Annotated in this window: 15 protein-coding genes; 8 read left to right on the top strand and 7 right to left on the bottom strand. The window is 69.4% G+C overall.

Features of this window, described 5'->3' with window-relative positions; all coding sequences use genetic code 11:
* Nucleotides 1–945: 945 nt before the first annotated feature.
* The 4 genes from rpsT to mutM form a co-directional block, all read right to left on the bottom strand.
* Nucleotides 946–1,212, bottom strand: coding sequence for a 30S ribosomal protein S20 (gene rpsT / locus BOQ54_RS16920; RefSeq protein WP_055460772.1), 267 nt, complete (start codon nt 1,210–1,212; stop codon nt 946–948).
* Between the two features lie 184 nt (nt 1,213–1,396).
* The gene (locus BOQ54_RS16915; RefSeq protein ID WP_055460771.1) at nt 1,397–2,191 is read right to left on the bottom strand and encodes a TSUP family transporter; all 795 of its coding nucleotides are present in this window, start codon (nt 2,189–2,191) and stop codon (nt 1,397–1,399) included.
* A gap of 54 nt (nt 2,192–2,245) precedes the next feature.
* The gene (locus tag BOQ54_RS16910) at nt 2,246–3,019 is read right to left on the bottom strand and encodes an enoyl-CoA hydratase (RefSeq protein ID WP_055460770.1); all 774 of its coding nucleotides are present in this window, start codon (nt 3,017–3,019) and stop codon (nt 2,246–2,248) included.
* Nucleotides 3,020–3,117: 98 nt separating this feature from the next.
* Entirely contained in the window at nt 3,118–4,002 is an 885-nt protein-coding gene (gene mutM, locus BOQ54_RS16905; protein WP_055460769.1) for a bifunctional DNA-formamidopyrimidine glycosylase/DNA-(apurinic or apyrimidinic site) lyase, read from the bottom strand.
* A 199-nt stretch (nt 4,003–4,201) separates the two neighbouring features.
* On the opposite strand from mutM, the gene BOQ54_RS16900 reads away from it, so the two are divergent.
* Complete coding sequence (locus BOQ54_RS16900; RefSeq protein WP_071924339.1) at nt 4,202–4,951, top strand: SDR family oxidoreductase; 750 nt, start codon at nt 4,202–4,204, stop codon at nt 4,949–4,951.
* A gap of 71 nt (nt 4,952–5,022) precedes the next feature.
* On the opposite strand, the gene BOQ54_RS16895 is transcribed toward BOQ54_RS16900, so the two are convergent.
* On the bottom strand, nt 5,023–5,316 hold the full coding sequence (locus BOQ54_RS16895; RefSeq protein WP_055460767.1) for a GYD domain-containing protein: 294 nt from the start codon (nt 5,314–5,316) through the stop codon (nt 5,023–5,025).
* Between the two features lie 307 nt (nt 5,317–5,623).
* Between BOQ54_RS16895 and rph the strand changes: the two genes are divergently transcribed.
* The 3 genes from rph to hemW all read left to right on the top strand — a co-directional run bounded on the left by rph (nt 5,624) and on the right by hemW (nt 8,384).
* A complete protein-coding gene (gene rph, locus BOQ54_RS16890) occupies nt 5,624–6,337 on the top strand; it encodes a ribonuclease PH (protein WP_055460766.1) in 714 nt (237 codons plus the stop codon).
* A 13-nt stretch (nt 6,338–6,350) separates the two neighbouring features.
* A complete protein-coding gene (rdgB, locus tag BOQ54_RS16885) occupies nt 6,351–6,995 on the top strand; it encodes an RdgB/HAM1 family non-canonical purine NTP pyrophosphatase (RefSeq protein ID WP_055460765.1) in 645 nt (214 codons plus the stop codon).
* A 228-nt stretch (nt 6,996–7,223) separates the two neighbouring features.
* Nucleotides 7,224–8,384: a radical SAM family heme chaperone HemW gene (gene hemW, locus BOQ54_RS16880; RefSeq protein ID WP_186438004.1), complete on the top strand. Its 1,161-nt coding sequence runs from the start codon at nt 7,224–7,226 to the stop codon at nt 8,382–8,384.
* A 4-nt stretch (nt 8,385–8,388) separates the two neighbouring features.
* On the opposite strand, the gene BOQ54_RS16875 is transcribed toward hemW, so the two are convergent.
* Nucleotides 8,389–9,627: a penicillin-binding protein activator gene (locus tag BOQ54_RS16875; RefSeq protein ID WP_071924559.1), complete on the bottom strand. Its 1,239-nt coding sequence runs from the start codon at nt 9,625–9,627 to the stop codon at nt 8,389–8,391.
* A gap of 235 nt (nt 9,628–9,862) precedes the next feature.
* Here BOQ54_RS16875 and rsmI point away from each other — a divergent pair, with 235 nt between their 5' ends.
* The 3 genes from rsmI to gshB all read left to right on the top strand — a co-directional run bounded on the left by rsmI (nt 9,863) and on the right by gshB (nt 12,245).
* Nucleotides 9,863–10,816 (top strand): 16S rRNA (cytidine(1402)-2'-O)-methyltransferase, encoded by a 954-nt coding sequence (gene rsmI, locus BOQ54_RS16870; RefSeq protein ID WP_072249581.1) that lies wholly within the window; start codon nt 9,863–9,865, stop codon nt 10,814–10,816.
* On the top strand, nt 10,813–11,205 hold the full coding sequence (locus tag BOQ54_RS16865; protein ID WP_055460762.1) for a YraN family protein: 393 nt from the start codon (nt 10,813–10,815) through the stop codon (nt 11,203–11,205). Before rsmI ends, BOQ54_RS16865 begins: the two co-directional genes overlap by 4 nt.
* A gap of 95 nt (nt 11,206–11,300) precedes the next feature.
* On the top strand, nt 11,301–12,245 hold the full coding sequence (gene gshB / locus BOQ54_RS16860) for a glutathione synthase (protein WP_071924338.1): 945 nt from the start codon (nt 11,301–11,303) through the stop codon (nt 12,243–12,245).
* A 41-nt stretch (nt 12,246–12,286) separates the two neighbouring features.
* On the opposite strand, the gene BOQ54_RS16855 is transcribed toward gshB, so the two are convergent.
* The gene (locus BOQ54_RS16855; protein WP_071924337.1) at nt 12,287–12,796 is read right to left on the bottom strand and encodes an OsmC family protein; all 510 of its coding nucleotides are present in this window, start codon (nt 12,794–12,796) and stop codon (nt 12,287–12,289) included.
* A 159-nt stretch (nt 12,797–12,955) separates the two neighbouring features.
* On the opposite strand from BOQ54_RS16855, the gene BOQ54_RS16850 reads away from it, so the two are divergent.
* Nucleotides 12,956–15,760, top strand: coding sequence for a [protein-PII] uridylyltransferase (locus BOQ54_RS16850; RefSeq protein ID WP_071924336.1), 2,805 nt, complete (start codon nt 12,956–12,958; stop codon nt 15,758–15,760).
* The last annotated feature ends 50 nt before the right edge of the window (nt 15,761–15,810 follow it).

Genomic DNA, 15,810 nt, shown 5'->3' with positions numbered 1-15,810 from the left:
CGCCCCAGCTCCTCGTTCTTCTTGTTTGGTGCAGAAAGCACCCGTGCGATGCAGGTCACCCCGCAGCGCCGCTGGACGCTTTTCGCTACCGACGATTGAGTTCCGCAAAAAGAACCCCGTCTGCCGTCGCCATCTCGCGGCAACGACACCCCGGTGCTCTCGCTGCAATCGAATCCGGACCAGCTATGTAGGAAAAGTTCTTATTCGTTCGTTCTTATGCCGCTTGTCCGATCCCTTGCCTGTATCGACAGGCTTTTCCGCAATCCACGGGGATGAGTCAATGGGTTCGAGCTGAAGCAACTGCGTGGCACGACGCTTTGTCTTCGAGACAACACGAACCCCTCCCCCGAAATGAGGCTTAATGCTTCTGACTTGCTATTGAGAGCCTCAGCCGTGGCGGCGAGGTGAGATGACCCTACGCCAAGGGCCGATCCGACGCAACACGACTATCGGTTGTGTTGTCATACCGGGGCGCGCAAATCGATCGGCGGGCTCTCGCGAGGCGGGGGCAATTGCGTGCAACTCCTTGTGGATCCAGCGAGTTTAAAGGCGCGACCGAAAGCGTGGAGGCGCTTCGAAGGCATTGTTTCGATCGGCCGACCGACGCGTCCGGGCCGCCTCGGGCGGGAGGGATTCGGGCCGGGTGCAGCCCTTTGCCCCCTAAAGTTTTGTCAGCACGGCATTTTGTCTGCGCGGTCACGGCGACCAGGCTGCGGTCGCACCACCCCGGCAAGACGCCGTTTTGTCAAGCCGTCCGACGCCGGAAAACCTGCCGGCGATGGCGCCGTTTCTGCGCCGTGCCGAGTCGCCGGGCCGGTGCCCCGGTCAGGCCGCCAGAACGGTCCGTGTCGCCGCCCCAAAAGGAAAGAGCCCGGCCAAGGCCAGGCTCCTTTGGACCCGTTCGCAGGCCCGCTCGGCGGCATGGTGGGTGCCGCCTCTGTGGCCTCAGGCCTGCAGTGCCTTGATGCGATGCGTCAGGCGCGCGACCTTGCGCGAAGCGGTGTTCTTGTGCAGCACACCCTTCTGGGCGGCGCGCATCAGCTCCGGCTGAGCGTTCTTCAGGGCGTCGAGCGCGGCCTGCTGGTTGCCCGTCGCGATCGCTTCCTCGACCTTGCGGATGAAGGTGCGCATGCGGCTGCGGCGCGCCTTGTTCACGGCGGTGCGGCGGGCGATCTTGCGCGTCGCCTTCTTGGCCGACGGGGTGTTCGCCATGGTGATCCTCGTATCGTCCCGATCTGGCCGCGCGGCAAAGGGCCGGGCGATCGGGATCGGTGGTGGCGGTTGAACGGAAATGACAGCGATCAAGCCGCTGTCCATGAGGGCGGGCTTATAGTCTCTCGCAGCCCGAGCGTCAACGGCCTGTCGCATTCGGCGGCCGGGAATCGTCGGCGGGCTGTCAGAGGAGCAGGCCCCGCAGCCACTGACCGAGCGGATTGGCGCCGTCGAGCAGGAGGCGCAGCGCCATCAGGCAGCAGACGGCGACGATGAGCGGGCGGATGAGGCGCGCGCCGTGGCGCAGGGCCATGCCGGCGCCGAGACGGGCACCGACGAGCTGGCCCGCGGCCATGGCGAGGCCGAGCGGCCACAAGACGGCCCCGGTCGCGGCGAAGAGCATGAGCCCGCCGAGATTGCTCGCGAAATTGAGCAGCTTGGTATGGGCCGTTGCCCGTACCACGCCGAAGCCGAGCAGCGTGACGAAGCCCAGCATGTAGAAGGAGCCTGCGCCGGGTCCGAGCAGCCCATCGTAGAAACCGACAGGAGCCACGACGGCGAAGGTGAAGGCGAGACGGCCGATGCGGGCGCGCGCATCCTCGTCGCGCACCTTGCGCGAGACGGCGAAATAGACGGCGATGGCCATGAGGAGGATCGGCATCGCGGCGGCCACGAGCGCGACCGGCAGCACCTTGACGGCGAGGGCCCCAATGACCGCGGCGATGCCCGCGACAACCGCGAAGGGCGCGGCTCCGTGCCAGTCGATCATCCCCGCGCGGGCGAAGCGATGGGTGGCGACCGCCACCCCGAAGGTGCCTTGCAGCTTGTTGGTGGCGACGGCGGTGACAGGGTCGAGTCCCGCCAGCATCAGGGCCGGCACCGTGATCATGCCGCCGCCGCCGGCGATGGCGTCGACGAAGCCGGCGGCGACCGCCACGACCGCAAGCAGGGCGACGATGTCGAGTTCGAGACCGGCCATGGATGACCGGCCTCCCCTGCCGGATCGGACATGCGCCTCCTCTATAGAGACCGGTCAGCGGTTCTTGAAGTCCGCCTTGCGCTTGTCCACGAAAGCGGCCATGCCTTCCTTCTGGTCCCCGGTGGCGAACATCGCATGGAAGAGGCGGCGCTCAAAGCGGATGCCCTCGGAAAGCGTCGTCTCGTAGGCGCGGTTGACGCTCTCCTTCGTCATCATAACGATGGGCAGCGACATGTCGGCAATGGTCGCCGCCGTCTTCAGCGCGTCATCCAGAAGATCCGCCGCCGGAACGATGCGCGCCACGAGACCGGAGCGTTCCGCCTCCTCGGCGCCCATCATGCGGCCGGTCAGGCACAGCTCCATCGCCTTGGCCTTGCCGATGATGCGCGTCAAGCGCTGGGTGCCGCCGGCGCCCGGCATGACGCCGAGCTTGATCTCCGGCTGCCCGAACTTCGCCGTGTCGGCGGCGATGATGATGTCGCACATCATGGCAAGCTCGCAGCCGCCGCCGAGGGCGAAGCCGGCGACGGCGGCGATGATCGGCTTGCGCCGGCTGGCCACGCGGTCCCAGTTCGTGATGAAATCCTCGAGATAGGTCTCAGGATAGGAGAGGTTCTGCATCTCCTTGATGTCGGCGCCGGCCGCGAAGGCCTTCTGCGAGCCGGTGATGACGATCGCGCCGATGCCCGCATCCTTCTCGAAGCCGTCGAGCGCCGTGTTGAGCTCTCCGATGAGCTGCGAGTTGAGGGCGTTGAGAGCCTCAGGACGGTTGAGCGTGACAAGGCCGACCTTGCCGCGCGTCTCCACGAGGATGGTTTCATAGGCCATGGGCGAAGTCCTCCAATGGGGTTGCTGAACGGCTACCCGAAGGTGGATGCCCGCGTCCATATGCATTCGCGCAAAGCCGCCGCCGCCTTCTCATGCGCTCACCGCTGGCACTGGCTGCACCAGAAGGTGGAGCGGCCGGACTGGACGAGCCGCGCGACGGTGCCGCGGCAGCCGGGGGTCAGGCAGGGCGCATGCTCGCGGTCGTAGACGCGGAAGGCGTGCTGGAAATAGCCGAGCGAGCCATCCGTTTTCATGTAGTCACGCAGCGTCGAGCCGCCGGCGGCGACGGCTTCGCTCAGCACGTCGCGGATCGCCGACGCGAGCCGGCCGGCCGCCGCCGTCGGCCGGCCGGCCTTCGTCATGAGCGTGCCGGCGGCGCGCAGCGGCGACAGGCCGGCCCGGTGCAGCGCCTCGCATACATATATATTGCCGAGGCCGGCGATGAGGCGCTGGTCCATCAGCGCCGCCTTGAGCGGCGTCTTCCGCCCCGCAAAGAGGCGGGCGACGAGCGCACCGTCGAGGGCATTGCCCAGCGGCTCGACTCCCAGGCGGCGAAAGAGCGGATGGGCATCGAGCTCGCTGCGGGGCACGAGCGTCATGAAGCCGAAGCGGCGGGCATCGTTGTAGGTGATGCGGGCGCCATTGGAGAGCTGGAACACGACATGATCGTGGGCGGCGTTGCGGCCGGCCTCCTGGTAGAAGTCGCCGGGCTCGCGCAGTGCGCCGCCCGCCTCCTCGACGATGAAGCGGCCGGTCATGCCGAGATGCATGACGAGAATGTTGCCGCCGGAAAGGTCCGCCATCAGATATTTGGCGCGCCGGCCGAGCGCGACGATCTCGCGGCCCTGCAGCCGCTCGGCAAAACGCTCCGGAAGGGGGAAGCGCAGATCCGGCCGGCGCTGGTCGACGGCCGTGATGCTGGCGCCGACCATCGCCGGCTCGAGGCCTCGTCTCACCGTCTCGACCTCGGGCAGTTCGGGCATCGCGTGTCAGGCTCCAACCCACCGGGTGCCGCCCGATGCGGCGGTGCCGTTGTGCCGCGTCCGCCGCCTCCTGTCCATGGCTGTGACCCTCCCGTTCCGGGCATGGCGGCTCCGATGCGGCGGCCATTGACGCGAGTGGGCCCGCCGCGCTCCCATGACGGACAAGGGCAAGATCCCGAAACACGACCGGAGGGACCCCATGGATCGCATTCTTCTCGTCACGGGCGGCAGCCGCGGCATCGGCGCCGCAACCTGCCGGCTTGCCGCCGCCGAGGGCTATCACGTCGCTGTCAATTACGTCAGCGATGCCACCGCGGCCGAGACGCTCGTCGCCGAATGCCGCGCCAAGGGCGTGCGCGCCGAGGCCTTCAAGGCCGACATGGGCGAGGAAGAGGACATCCGCCGGCTCTTCGCCGAGATCGACGACAGGCTCGGACGCCTCACCCATTTCGTCAACAACGCCGGCATCACCGGGCAGGTCAGCCGCCTCGATGCCGCGTCGAGCGAGACGATCCGCGCCTGCATCGACGTCAACGTGACCGGGGCCATCTTCGCGGCGCAGGAGGCGGTCCGGCGCCTGTCGCCGAAGCATGGCGGGCGTGGCGGTTCAATCGTCAACGTCTCATCGGCTGCCTCGCTGCTCGGTGGTCCGAACGAATATGTCTGGTATGCGGCTTCCAAGGGAGCCATCGATGCGCTGACCATCGGCCTGTCGAAGGAGCTCGCGGGCGAGAACATCCGCGTCAATGCCGTGCAGCCCGGCCTCATCGAGACCGACATCCACGCCCGGAGCTCCAACGCACCCGAGCGGCTGGCGCGGCTCACGCCGCTCATCCCGATGGGCCGCACCGGCTCGGCGGAGGAGGTGGCGCGCACCATCCTCTTCCTCCTGTCGGATGCGGCCTCCTATGTCACCGGGGCCTTCGTGCGTGTGACCGGCGGTCGCTGATCAGACAGCGCCTCGTGTCGCAGCGGCTGGAGCGGCGGCCTGCCCTCGATGGCGGCAAGGCGCGGCAGCTCTCAGGCCAGGGAGGCGATGATCTCGCGATAGGCCGCTTCGGGGAAGGCCTTCAGCGTGCGCGTGCGGACATTGCCGAGCTGGCCGACCTGGAGGGCGAAGCGGGCGGCGACCGCATCGTCGGGCGCCTCGATGACGAGCACCATGTCGCAGTCGCCCATGCACAGGTAGAACGCGCGCATGGCGCCGGACATGTCGGTCAGCGCCTTCTTGGCCGCATCGAGCCGGCTCGGCGATTCCTTGATGTTGCGGATGCCCTGGTCCGTCCAGTTGGCGAGCACGATATAGGTTGTCATGGCGCTCCTCCCGGCGGCCCTCGGCCGCCGCGGCGCTCATTCCGGCCAGTCCGCCCCGTGCCGGATCGTGCCCCGCCAAGCGCCGCGGAAGGGGGCGCAGGACGCGGGGCGGAAGCAGCCAGTGTGGACCTCGCGGAAAGGCGGGGCAAGCCCCCGGGGACAGGGGGGAGAGGCGCGGCCCAGCCGCGGCCCGAGCCGGCGGGTCCGGCTCGCCACCGTGCACGAAAGGCTGTTCCCACGCCCGCCAAAGCCGCTTAGAAGCATCGCAAACCATGGACGAGCGGCCGAGGGCCGGAGGAGAGAAGCGATGAGGCCATCCAAGCGTGCGCCGGACGAACTGCGCAAGGTTTCGCTGGAGCGGGCGGTGGCGCGCTATGCCGAAGGCTCCTGTCTCGTGAAGTTCGGAGACACGCATGTCCTGTGCACCGCCTCGCTCGAGGAGCGGGGGCCGCCATGGCTGCGCGGCACCGGCCGCGGCTGGGTGACGGCCGAGTATTCGATGCTGCCGCGCGCCACGCTGGAGCGCACGCGCCGCGAGGTCACGAGCGGCCGCCCCTCCGGCCGCACGCACGAGATCCAGCGCCTCATCGGCCGCTCGCTGCGCGCCGTGGTCGATCTTTCCGCCATCGGCGAACGGCAAATCGTCATCGATTGCGACGTCCTGCAGGCGGACGGCGGCACGCGCACGGCGGCCATCACCGGGGCGTGGGTCGCGCTGCACGATTGCCTCGCCTGGATGAAGGCGCGCTCGATGGTGCAGGGGGAGGCCCTGAAGGACCATGTCGCCGCCGTCTCCTGCGGCATCTTTGCAGGCACGCCGGTGCTCGATCTCGACTATGCCGAGGATTCAGCGGCCGAGACCGATGCCAATTTTGTCATTACCGGCTCGGGCGGGCTCGTCGAGGTGCAGGGCACGGCGGAGGGCAAACCCTTCTCGGTGGAGGAACTGATGACCCTCGTCGAGCTTGCGCGAGCGGGCACGGCCAAGCTCGTCGACCTGCAGAAGATGGCCGTGATGTGAGCGGGGTGAGACCATGGCGCGCAGGCTCGAAGGCAGGATCGTCATCGCCACGCATAATGCGGGCAAACTCAGGGAGATGCAGGAGCTCATGGCGCCCTTCGGCGTCTCGGCTGTCTCGGCCGGCGACCTCAACCTGCCCGAGCCGGAGGAGACCGGCATGACCTTCGCCGAGAATGCGGCACTGAAGGCGCATGCGGCGGCGAAGGCTGCGGACCTGCCCGCGCTCGCCGACGATTCCGGCATCTGCGTTGCCGCGCTCGACGGTGCCCCGGGCATCTTCTCCGCCCGCTGGGCCGGGTCGGGCAAGGATTTCGCTCATGCCATGCGGCGCGTGGAGGAGGAACTCGCCCGCCGCGGGGCGACGAGCGCCGAGGAGCGGCGGGCGCATTTCGTCTCCGCCCTCGTGGTCGCCTGGCCGGACGGGCACGAGGAACTGTTCGAGGGCCGCGTCTTCGGCACGCTGGTGTGGCCACCGCGTGGAGACCGGGGATTCGGCTACGACCCGATGTTCCAGCCAGACGGGCACGAACGCACCTTCGGCGAGATGGCAAGCGACGAGAAGCACGGCTGGGGCCACGGCGAGGGCCTGTCGCACCGGGCGCGCGCCTTCTCGAGGCTGGCGGCGGCCTGCCTTCGAAAGGACACGGGGGCCGGGTAGGCGAAACGAAAGGTCGGCAGCGCCTGCTGCTCCTCCCTCCCCCACAAGGTCGTGGGGAGGACCGGGGTTTGGGGCGGATCGCCGACCGGGCTGCGGGCATTCGCGGTGCAGGTGCCCCAGCCAAAGCCCCTCCCGCCACAAGCGGGCGAGGGGAACTGCGGTGCGCTCCCTTGAACGCGCGCGAATGCATATAAACGATCATCATCGATCAACGCGGCAGGACGAGCCTTGACCCATCCCACCGCCGATGCCGGCTTCGGCGTCTATCTGCACTGGCCGTTCTGCGCCTCGAAGTGCCCCTATTGCGACTTCAACAGCCATGTGAGGCACGCGCAGGTCGACGAGCCGCGCTTCATCGCCGCCTTCGAGCGCGAGATCGCCCACAATGCCGCGCTGACCGGCCCGCGCGAGGTGACGAGCATCTTCTTCGGCGGAGGAACGCCCTCGCTCATGCGGCCGGCGACGGTCGGGGCCATCCTCGATGCGGTGGCGAAGCACTGGTCGGTCGCGCCGGGCGCCGAGATCTCGTTGGAGGCAAACCCGACGAGCGTCGAGGCCGAGCGCTTCCGCGGCTATCGCGACGCCGGCGTCAACCGGGTGTCGCTCGGCGTGCAGGCGCTCAACGACAGGGACCTGCGCCGCCTTGGGCGCATGCACACCGCGGCCGAGGCGCTCGCCGCCGTGCGCATCGCGGCCGACACGTTCGAGCGCTATTCCTACGACCTCATCTATGCCCGCCCGCACCAGACGCCGGCCGAATGGGCGGCCGAGCTTGAGGAGGCCATCGGCTATGCCGTCGAGCACCTGTCGCTCTACCAGCTCACCATCGAGCCGGGCACCTGGTTCGAGCGGCTGTTCACTGCCGGCAAGCTCACGGTGCCGGACAGCGAGACCGGGCGCGCGCTCTATGACGTGACGCAGGAGGTCTGCGCCCGGCGCGGTCTGCCGGCTTACGAGATTTCCAACCATGCCCGTCCGGGCGCCGAGTGCCGGCACAACCTCGTCTACTGGCGCTACGGCGAATATGCCGGCATCGGGCCGGGAGCGCACGGGCGCCTTGTGACGGATAAGGGGCGCGTCGCGACGGCGACGATTCGCGGACCGGAGGAATGGCTGTCGGCGGTGGAGCGCGACGGCCACGGCGTCGAGAGTCGCGAGACGCTCTCGGAGGAAGCGCAAGGAGATGAATTTCTGCTGATGGGCCTGCGCCTTGTGGAGGGCATCGATCCGGCGCGCTTTGCCGCGCTCGCCGGTCGGCCGCTCGATGCGGGCCGGCTCGACGCGCTGATCGCCGACGGGCTCATCACGCGCGATGCGGCGGGCCGGCTGCGCGTGTCGGAGGCGGGCTTTCCCGTTCTCGACGCGCTGGTGGCCGACCTCGCGGCCTGAAGGATCAGCCGCCGGCGCCGAGCTGGCGGGGCGCCGGGGAGACCGAGGCCGCCGTCCCGTTGCGGATTTCGAGCACGGCGAGACCGCGCTCATTGGTGCCGTTCGGGTTGAAGCGGAAGACGCCGTCCGCCCCGGCGAAGCCGGAGGCATTGGTCAGCACCGGCTCGCTGAAGCGCTGCTGACCCTGTGTGCGCACGAGCGCAGCGGCGAGCGAGACGGCATCATAGCCGAGCGTGGCGATGCGCGTGGGGTCGCTGCCGTACTTGGCGCGGTAGCGCTGGGCGAAGGCATTGAAGCCGGCCGTCTCGGGCGCGGCGAACCAGCCGCCCTGCAGGCCGGCCTGGGAGAAGACGCGCGCCTCGTTCCACACGCCGGTGCCGAGCATGCGCACCTTCTGCGGGTCGACGCCGGCGCCCTGCAGTGCCTGGGCGACGGCGATGAGCGAATCGCCGCTGTCCGGGATGAAGACGGCATTGACCTGCGGCGAGGCGCCGCCCGCAACCGCCGCGATCTTCGCTGCCTGGGCCGCGGCACTGGCGCGGTCGAAGGTCTCCATGGCGACGATGCGCCCGCCGTTGCGGGCCACTGCGGTCTGGAAGGCGGCCTGGGCGACGCGGCCATAGGCCGTATTGGGGATGAGCGCGGCGAAGGACCGCTGCCCCTGGCGCGCAGCATAGGCGACCACGCGCTCCACCTCCGATTCGGGCATGAAGCTCAGGAGATAGACGCCCGGCGCGGCAGCGCCGGCATCGGTCGAGAAAGCGATCACCGGCCGGCCGGCGCCACGGGCGACCTGTCCAGCGGCGCGCACCGCATCCGCAAAGAGCGGCCCGAGGATGAGCTCGGCGCCCTCGGAGATGGCCGCTTGGGCTGCGGCGCGCGCCCCGTCGGCCGTGCCGCGATCGTCCTTGACGAGGATCTGGATGTCCGGCTCGCTAAACTCGCTCATGGCGAGCTCGGCGGCATTGCGCAGGGAGATGGCGGCCGCCCCGGCCTGGCCGCCGGCCGACAAGGGCAGGAGCAGCGCCACCTTGACGTTGCCGGTGCCGATAGTGGTGCCCGGCACGCTGGGCGCGGCGGACTCGGGCGCTACGCCGTCCGTGCCCGTCATGTTCGACAGGCCGCCGCTGCACGAGGCGACGAGCGCGCCCGTCGCCAGGACCAGCGCTGCCTGCTTGAGGCGACGCCAGAGCGAGGGAGCTGCGTCCGGGCGGGCAAGATTGCGGGCAAGGAAGCGCGTCACGGCAGACTCCTGAACACCTCTCGGCTGGGGTGCGGCCGGCAGCGGGCCGAATGAGCCGGCATTCTTCGCAAGTCGCGCAAGGATCGCAACCAAAAGTAAACGCTCCCCTTCCGGCCGCCGGCGCGCATGATCTGCCCAGAGCGAGGCGGCGTCTGCTATGGAAGGCGAAAGGCGCGTGGCAAAATTCTCGTGAACAGGGGCGCGGCATGCCAGGGTCGCGGCGGCAGGGACGGTCATGACGAGCAGAATCAGGGACATCGCGGGGCGGGATGCAGCAGGCCGGGGTGACGCCACCGGGCGGCCCGTGGCGCGCTTCACCGCCTTCGGCCTCGCGGCCGAGGCCGAGCCGCTCGCGCCGGGGCTGCATCTCGTCGCCACGCCCATCGGCAATCTGAAGGACATTTCCTTCCGGGCGCTCGGCACGCTCGCGGCGGCCGATGCGATCCTCGCCGAGGACACGCGGGTGACGAAGACGCTGCTCGCCCACTACGGCATCACGACGCCGCTCCTCGCCTATCACGAGCACAATGCGGCGCAGATGCGCCCGCGCGTCCTCGCCCGGCTGAAGGCTGGCGAAGCGCTCGCGCTCGTGTCCGATGCCGGCACGCCGCTCGTGTCGGATCCCGGCTACAAGCTGGTCGAGGCGGTGCTGGCCGAAGGCATCTCCGTCACCACCGTGCCCGGTCCGTCGGCCGTGCTGACAGCGCTCGTCGTCTCGGGCCTGCCGACGGACCGTTTCTTCTTCGAGGGCTTCCTGCCGGCCAAAAGCGCCGCAAGGCGCGCGCGGCTGGCCGAGATCGGCGCCATTCCCGGCACGCTGGTGTTCTTCGAATCGCCCCGGCGCCTCGCCGAGATGCTGGCTGACGCGGCGGCGGTCCTCGGCGAGCGGCCGGCGGCGGTGGCGCGCGAACTGACCAAGCTCTACGAGACGGTACGGCGCGGCTCCCTTGCCGCGCTGGCGGTCGAATATGGGGCCGAGGCACCGCCGAAGGGCGAGATCGTGGTCCTGATCGGGCCCAAGTCGGTCGATGCGGAGCGCCACAGCGAGGCTGACGTCGAGCACATGCTCAAGGAGGCGCTCTCAGGCCATTCGCTCAGGGATGCGGTGGCCCTCGTCGCCGGCGCCACGGGCCTGCCGAAACGCGAGGTCTACCAGCGCGCGCTCCGGCTCGGCGAGGCGGACACGTGAGCGCGGCGGCCCGCGATCGCCAGCCGAGCCGACAGGCCCGCGCGCAGCGGGCCGGGCTGCGTGCCGAGGTGCTGGCCGCGCTCGTCCTCACCCTCAAGGGCTACCGTATCGTCGCCCGGCGCTATGCCGCCGCCGGCGGCGAGATTGACCTCATCGCCCGCCGCGGCGACACCGTCGCCTTCGTCGAGGTCAAGGCCCGCGCCCGGCTCGACGATGCGCGCGGGGCCATCTCGGCGCAGAAGGCGGCGCGCATGGCCCGCTGCGTGCGGCACTGGCTGGCGCGCAACCCCTGGGCGGCGGGGCTGACGCTGCGCTGCGACGCCGTCTTCCTCGCCCCGCGCAGCCTGCCGCGGCACCTGCCGGCGGTCCTGTCCCTCGCCATCGATTGAACGGCCGTTCGCGCGGGCGCTTGCCTTCAGCCGCGCCCTCGCGCATGGATCGGGGCCACGCCATATAGGGATGGTTTCGAGAAAGGACACCGACCATGGGCCTCACCGTTGCCGTGCAGATGGACCCTATCGAGCGCATCAACATCGCCGGCGACACGACGTTTGCCCTGATGCTGGAGGCGCAGGCGCGCGGGCACGACCTGCTCTACTACACCCCCGACACCCTCTCGATGCGCGACGGCATGATCACCGCGAAGGCCCATCCGGTGCGCGTGCGTGACGTGGCCGGAGAACACGCGAGCCTCGGCGAGCCGGAGCGCATCGACCTCTCTCGCGTCGACGTCATCCTCCTCAGGCAGGATCCGCCGTTCGATCTTGCCTATATCACGACCACGCACATGCTGGAGCGCCTGCATCCCCGGACGCTGGTGATCAACGATCCCGCCCATGTGCGCAACGCGCCGGAAAAGCTCTTCGTCACCGAATTCCCGCACCTGATGCCGCCGACGCTGATCACGCGCGACAGGGACGACATCGAGGCCTTCCGCCGCGAGATGGGCGAGATCGTCATGAAGCCGCTCTACGGCCATGGCGGGGCGGCCGTGCTGCGCGTGGCGCGCGACGACCCGAATTTCGGCTCGCTCTACGACCTCTTCGCGGCGACCTTCCGCGAGCCATGGGTCATCCAGCGCTTCCTGCCGCAGGTGAAGGATGGCGACAAGCGCATCATCCTCGTCGACGGCGAGGCGGCCGGCGCCGTCAACCGCGTGCCGGCGGAGAACGACATCCGCTCCAACATGGTGAGGGGCGGGGCGGCGAAGCCGACGGATCTGACGGCGCGCGAGCGCGAGATTTGCGAGACGATTGGCCCAGCCCTCAGGGAGCGGGGCCTCGTGCTCGTCGGCATCGACGTGATCGACGGCCTGCTCACCGAGATCAACGTCACGTCACCCACCGGCATCCGCGCCATCAAGCGCTTCGGCGGGCCCGACCTCGCCGTGTCGGTGTGGGACGCGATCGAGCGGCGGCGGAGTGCCTGAGCCGCGTCCGCGCCAGCGCATGAGGGCCTGTCGGCCAGTGCTCAGGCCCGCTGCAGGCGGGTCTCCAGGGCGGGTCCCTTGGCCAAGGTCTGGTAGACGACGCAATAGCGCTCGGTCAGCTTCATCAGCTGGTCGAGCTTGTCCTGCGGCGCATCGGTATCAATCGTGAACGACAAGCGGATGGCCTGGAAGCCGACCGGCGCCTCCTTGTCGACGCCGAGCGTGCCGCGGAAATCGAGGTCGCCCTCGGCCTCCACCGTGCCGGAGCGCAGCGGGATCTCGAGCGCCGTCGCGACGGCCTTCAGCGTCACGCCGGCGCAGGCCACCAGGGCCTCCAGCAGCATGTCGCCCGAGCACAGCTCGAGCCCCGTGCCGCCCGTCGCCGGGTGGAGGCCCGCCACCGCGAGGGCGCGGCCGGCCTCGACCTTGCAGGCGATATTCGCCTCGTCCAGAGCGCCGCGCGCCTTGAGGGTGACGAGGGCGGCGTCGGCGTTTTCGCGATAGGCGTTCTTGAGCGGCGCCTGCAGGGCGCGGAGGGACTGGGCGTCCATGGATCGTCCTCGTCGGTCGGCGGGGCGCCGCCGTCGTTGTCGGGGGCGCGTATCTTCCCGTGTGCGCCGTGCGGCGGCGGGCGTCAAGGCGCTCGCAGACCATGCCCTTTGGCACGGCCTGTGCTATTGCGCGAACGACGACGCGGGGAGCCATCGGGCATGGATCGCAGAACGGGGCCCATCTACGGATCGGAGGACATCGCGGCCGAGGTCGCGGCGCTGGAGGCGCGCCACGGCCAGGATCGCGACCGGCTGCGGCGCGAGCTCATCGCCTGCCTCTCGGCCGGGCTCGTCAAGGGACGGGCGGCGGTGGAGGAGAAGCTCCTCGCCGAGCAGGACGGGCTCGCCTGCGCCCGCCGGCTCTGTGCGCTCATGGACGGCGTCGTGCGGGCCGTCTACGGCGTCGTGGTGCGCCATTTCTATCGGGTGGACAATCCCTCGACCGGCGAGCGCCTCGCTGTCGTCGCCACCGGCGGCTACGGCCGTGGCACGATGGCGCCGGGCTCGGACGTCGATCTCCTCTTCCTCCTCCCTTATAAGAAGACCGCCTGGAGCGAGAGCGTCGTCGAGGCGATGCTCTACATCCTGTGGGACCTCAAGCTGAAGGTGGGCCACGCCACGCGCTCGGTGGACGATTGCCTGCGCGAGGCGCGGGCGGACATGACGATCCGCACCGCGCTGCTCGAGACGCGCTATCTCACCGGCGAGAAGGCGCTCTACGAGGACTTCCTCACGCGGTTCGATGCCGAGATCGTCGAGGGCACGGCCCAGGCCTTCGTCGAGGCCAAGCTCGCCGAGCGCGACGCGCGCATCTCCCAGCGCGGCGCCTCGCGTTATCTCGTCGAGCCCAACGTCAAGGAAGGCAAGGGCGGCCTGCGCGACCTCAACACCCTGTTCTGGATCGCCAAATACGTCTATCGCGTGCGCGACCAGCGCCAACTCGTCAAGGCGGGGCTGTTCACCCAGGCCGAATACAAGCTGTTCCACCGCTGCGAGGAATTCCTCTGGCGGGTGCGCTGCCACATGCATTTCGCCACCGGCCGGGCGGAGGAGCGCCTGTCCTTCGACCTGCAGCGCCTCATCGCCGCCCGCATCGGCTACGGCGCCCACGGGGGGCTCTCGGCGGTCGAGCGGTTCATGAAGCGCTATTTCCTCGTCGCCAAGGACGTCGGCGACCTGACGGCGATCGTCTGCGCGGCCCTCGAGGCGCGACAGGAGAAGCCGCGCGCCATGCTCGACCGCTTCGTGCGTCGCCTGCGTGGATCCCGGCGCAGTGCCCTCGAGGTGGCGGGCTTCGCCATCGAGAACAACCGCATCACCGTGGTCGACGAGGAGGTGTTCCTGCGCGATCCGGTCAACCTCATCCGCCTGTTCTGGCTGGCCGACCGGCACAACCGCGCCATCCACCCCGACGCGAGCCGCCTCGCCACCCGCTCGCTCAAGCTCATCGACCGGGCGGTGCGCGAGGACCAGGAGGCGAACCGTCTCTTCCTCGACATCCTGACCTCGCGCAATGCGCCGGAGGTCGTGTTGCGGCGCATGAACGAGGTCGGCGTGCTCGGCCGCTTCGTGCCGGATTTCGGCCGCATCGTCGCGATGATGCAGTTCAACATGTACCACCACTACACGGTGGACGAGCACCTTTTGCGCTCTGTCGGCGTCCTCGCCGAAATCGAGGCCGGGCGGCTCGAGGCCGAGCATCCGCTCGCGAACAGCATCATCGGGGGCATCCGCCACCGGCGCGTGCTCTATGTGGCGCTCTTCCTGCACGACATCGCCAAGGGGCGGGACGAGGACCATTCCATCGCCGGGGCGCGCGTCGCCCGGCGGCTCGGCAGGCGCTTTGGCCTCGACGAGGGCGAGATCGACACCCTCGCCTGGCTCGTCGAGAACCATCTCGTCATGTCCACGGTCGCCCAGAGCCGCGACCTGGCCGATCCGCGCACCATCGCCGATTTCGCCGCCCTCGTGCAGACGATGGAACGACTCAAGCTGCTCCTCATCCTCACCGTCTGCGACATCAAGGCGGTGGGGCCGGGGGTGTGGAACGGGTGGAAGGGCGAGCTGCTGCGCACGCTCTATTACGAGACGGAACTCGTGCTGTCCGGCGGCCACTCGGGCGTCGGGCAGGCGGAGCGCGTCCGGCGCGCCCAGGCCGCCCTGCGCGAGGCCCTGCCGGACTGGACGGACGCGGCCTTCGAGGCTTATGCCGGACGGCATTATCCTGCCTACTGGCTCAAGGTGGAACTGCCGCGCCGCGTGAAGCACGCCCGTTTCCTTGCTGCAGCGGAAGCGCGCGGCGACACGACGGCGACGGCTGTCGAGACCGACGGCTTTCGCGGGGTGACGGAACTGACCGTGCTCGCTCCGGATCACCCGCGCCTCCTGGCCATCATCACCGGCGCCTGCGCCTCGGCCGGCGGCAACATTGTGGATGCGCAGATCTTCACGACGACCGACGGGCTGGCGCTCGACACCATCTTCGTCTCGCGTGCTTTCGTCGAGGACGAGGACGAACTGCGCCGGGGCGAGCGCATCGCCCGCGCTATCGAGCGGGCGCTGAAGAGCGAGGTGCGAATCGCCGATCTCGTCGATTCGAGGCGGCCCTCGTCGGGGCGCGAGCGCATGCGCGCCTTCCACGTGCCGCCGGAGGTGGCGCTCGACAACAAGCTGTCGCAGCGCCACACGGTCATCGAGGTCTCCTGCCTTGACCGGCCGGGGCTGCTCTACGACCTCACGACGGCGCTCGGCAAGCTCAACCTCAACATCGGCTCAGCCCATATCGCCACCTTCGGCGAGAAGGCCGTGGACGTGTTCTACGTGACGGATCTCACCGGGGCCAAGATCGTCAGCGGCAGCCGCCAGGCGGCCATCAGGCGCACGCTGATGGAGGCGCTGCGCAAGGAGGACGACGGCCTTCCGCCCGGGCGCGGCGAAGCGGCGCGCACGAAGGCAAGTCCTTGATTTTTCCGCTACGAGGGCTGATATCGGCCTCAATATCGTTCAAGCCAGCA

Origin of the sequence: Chelatococcus daeguensis (assembly GCF_001887265.1) — a bacterium.
Taxonomy (GTDB): Bacteria; Pseudomonadota; Alphaproteobacteria; order Rhizobiales; family Beijerinckiaceae; genus Chelatococcus_A; species Chelatococcus_A sambhunathii.
The sequence above is the reverse complement of the archived record's forward strand: the minus strand, read 5'-3'. Positions and strand labels throughout refer to the sequence as shown.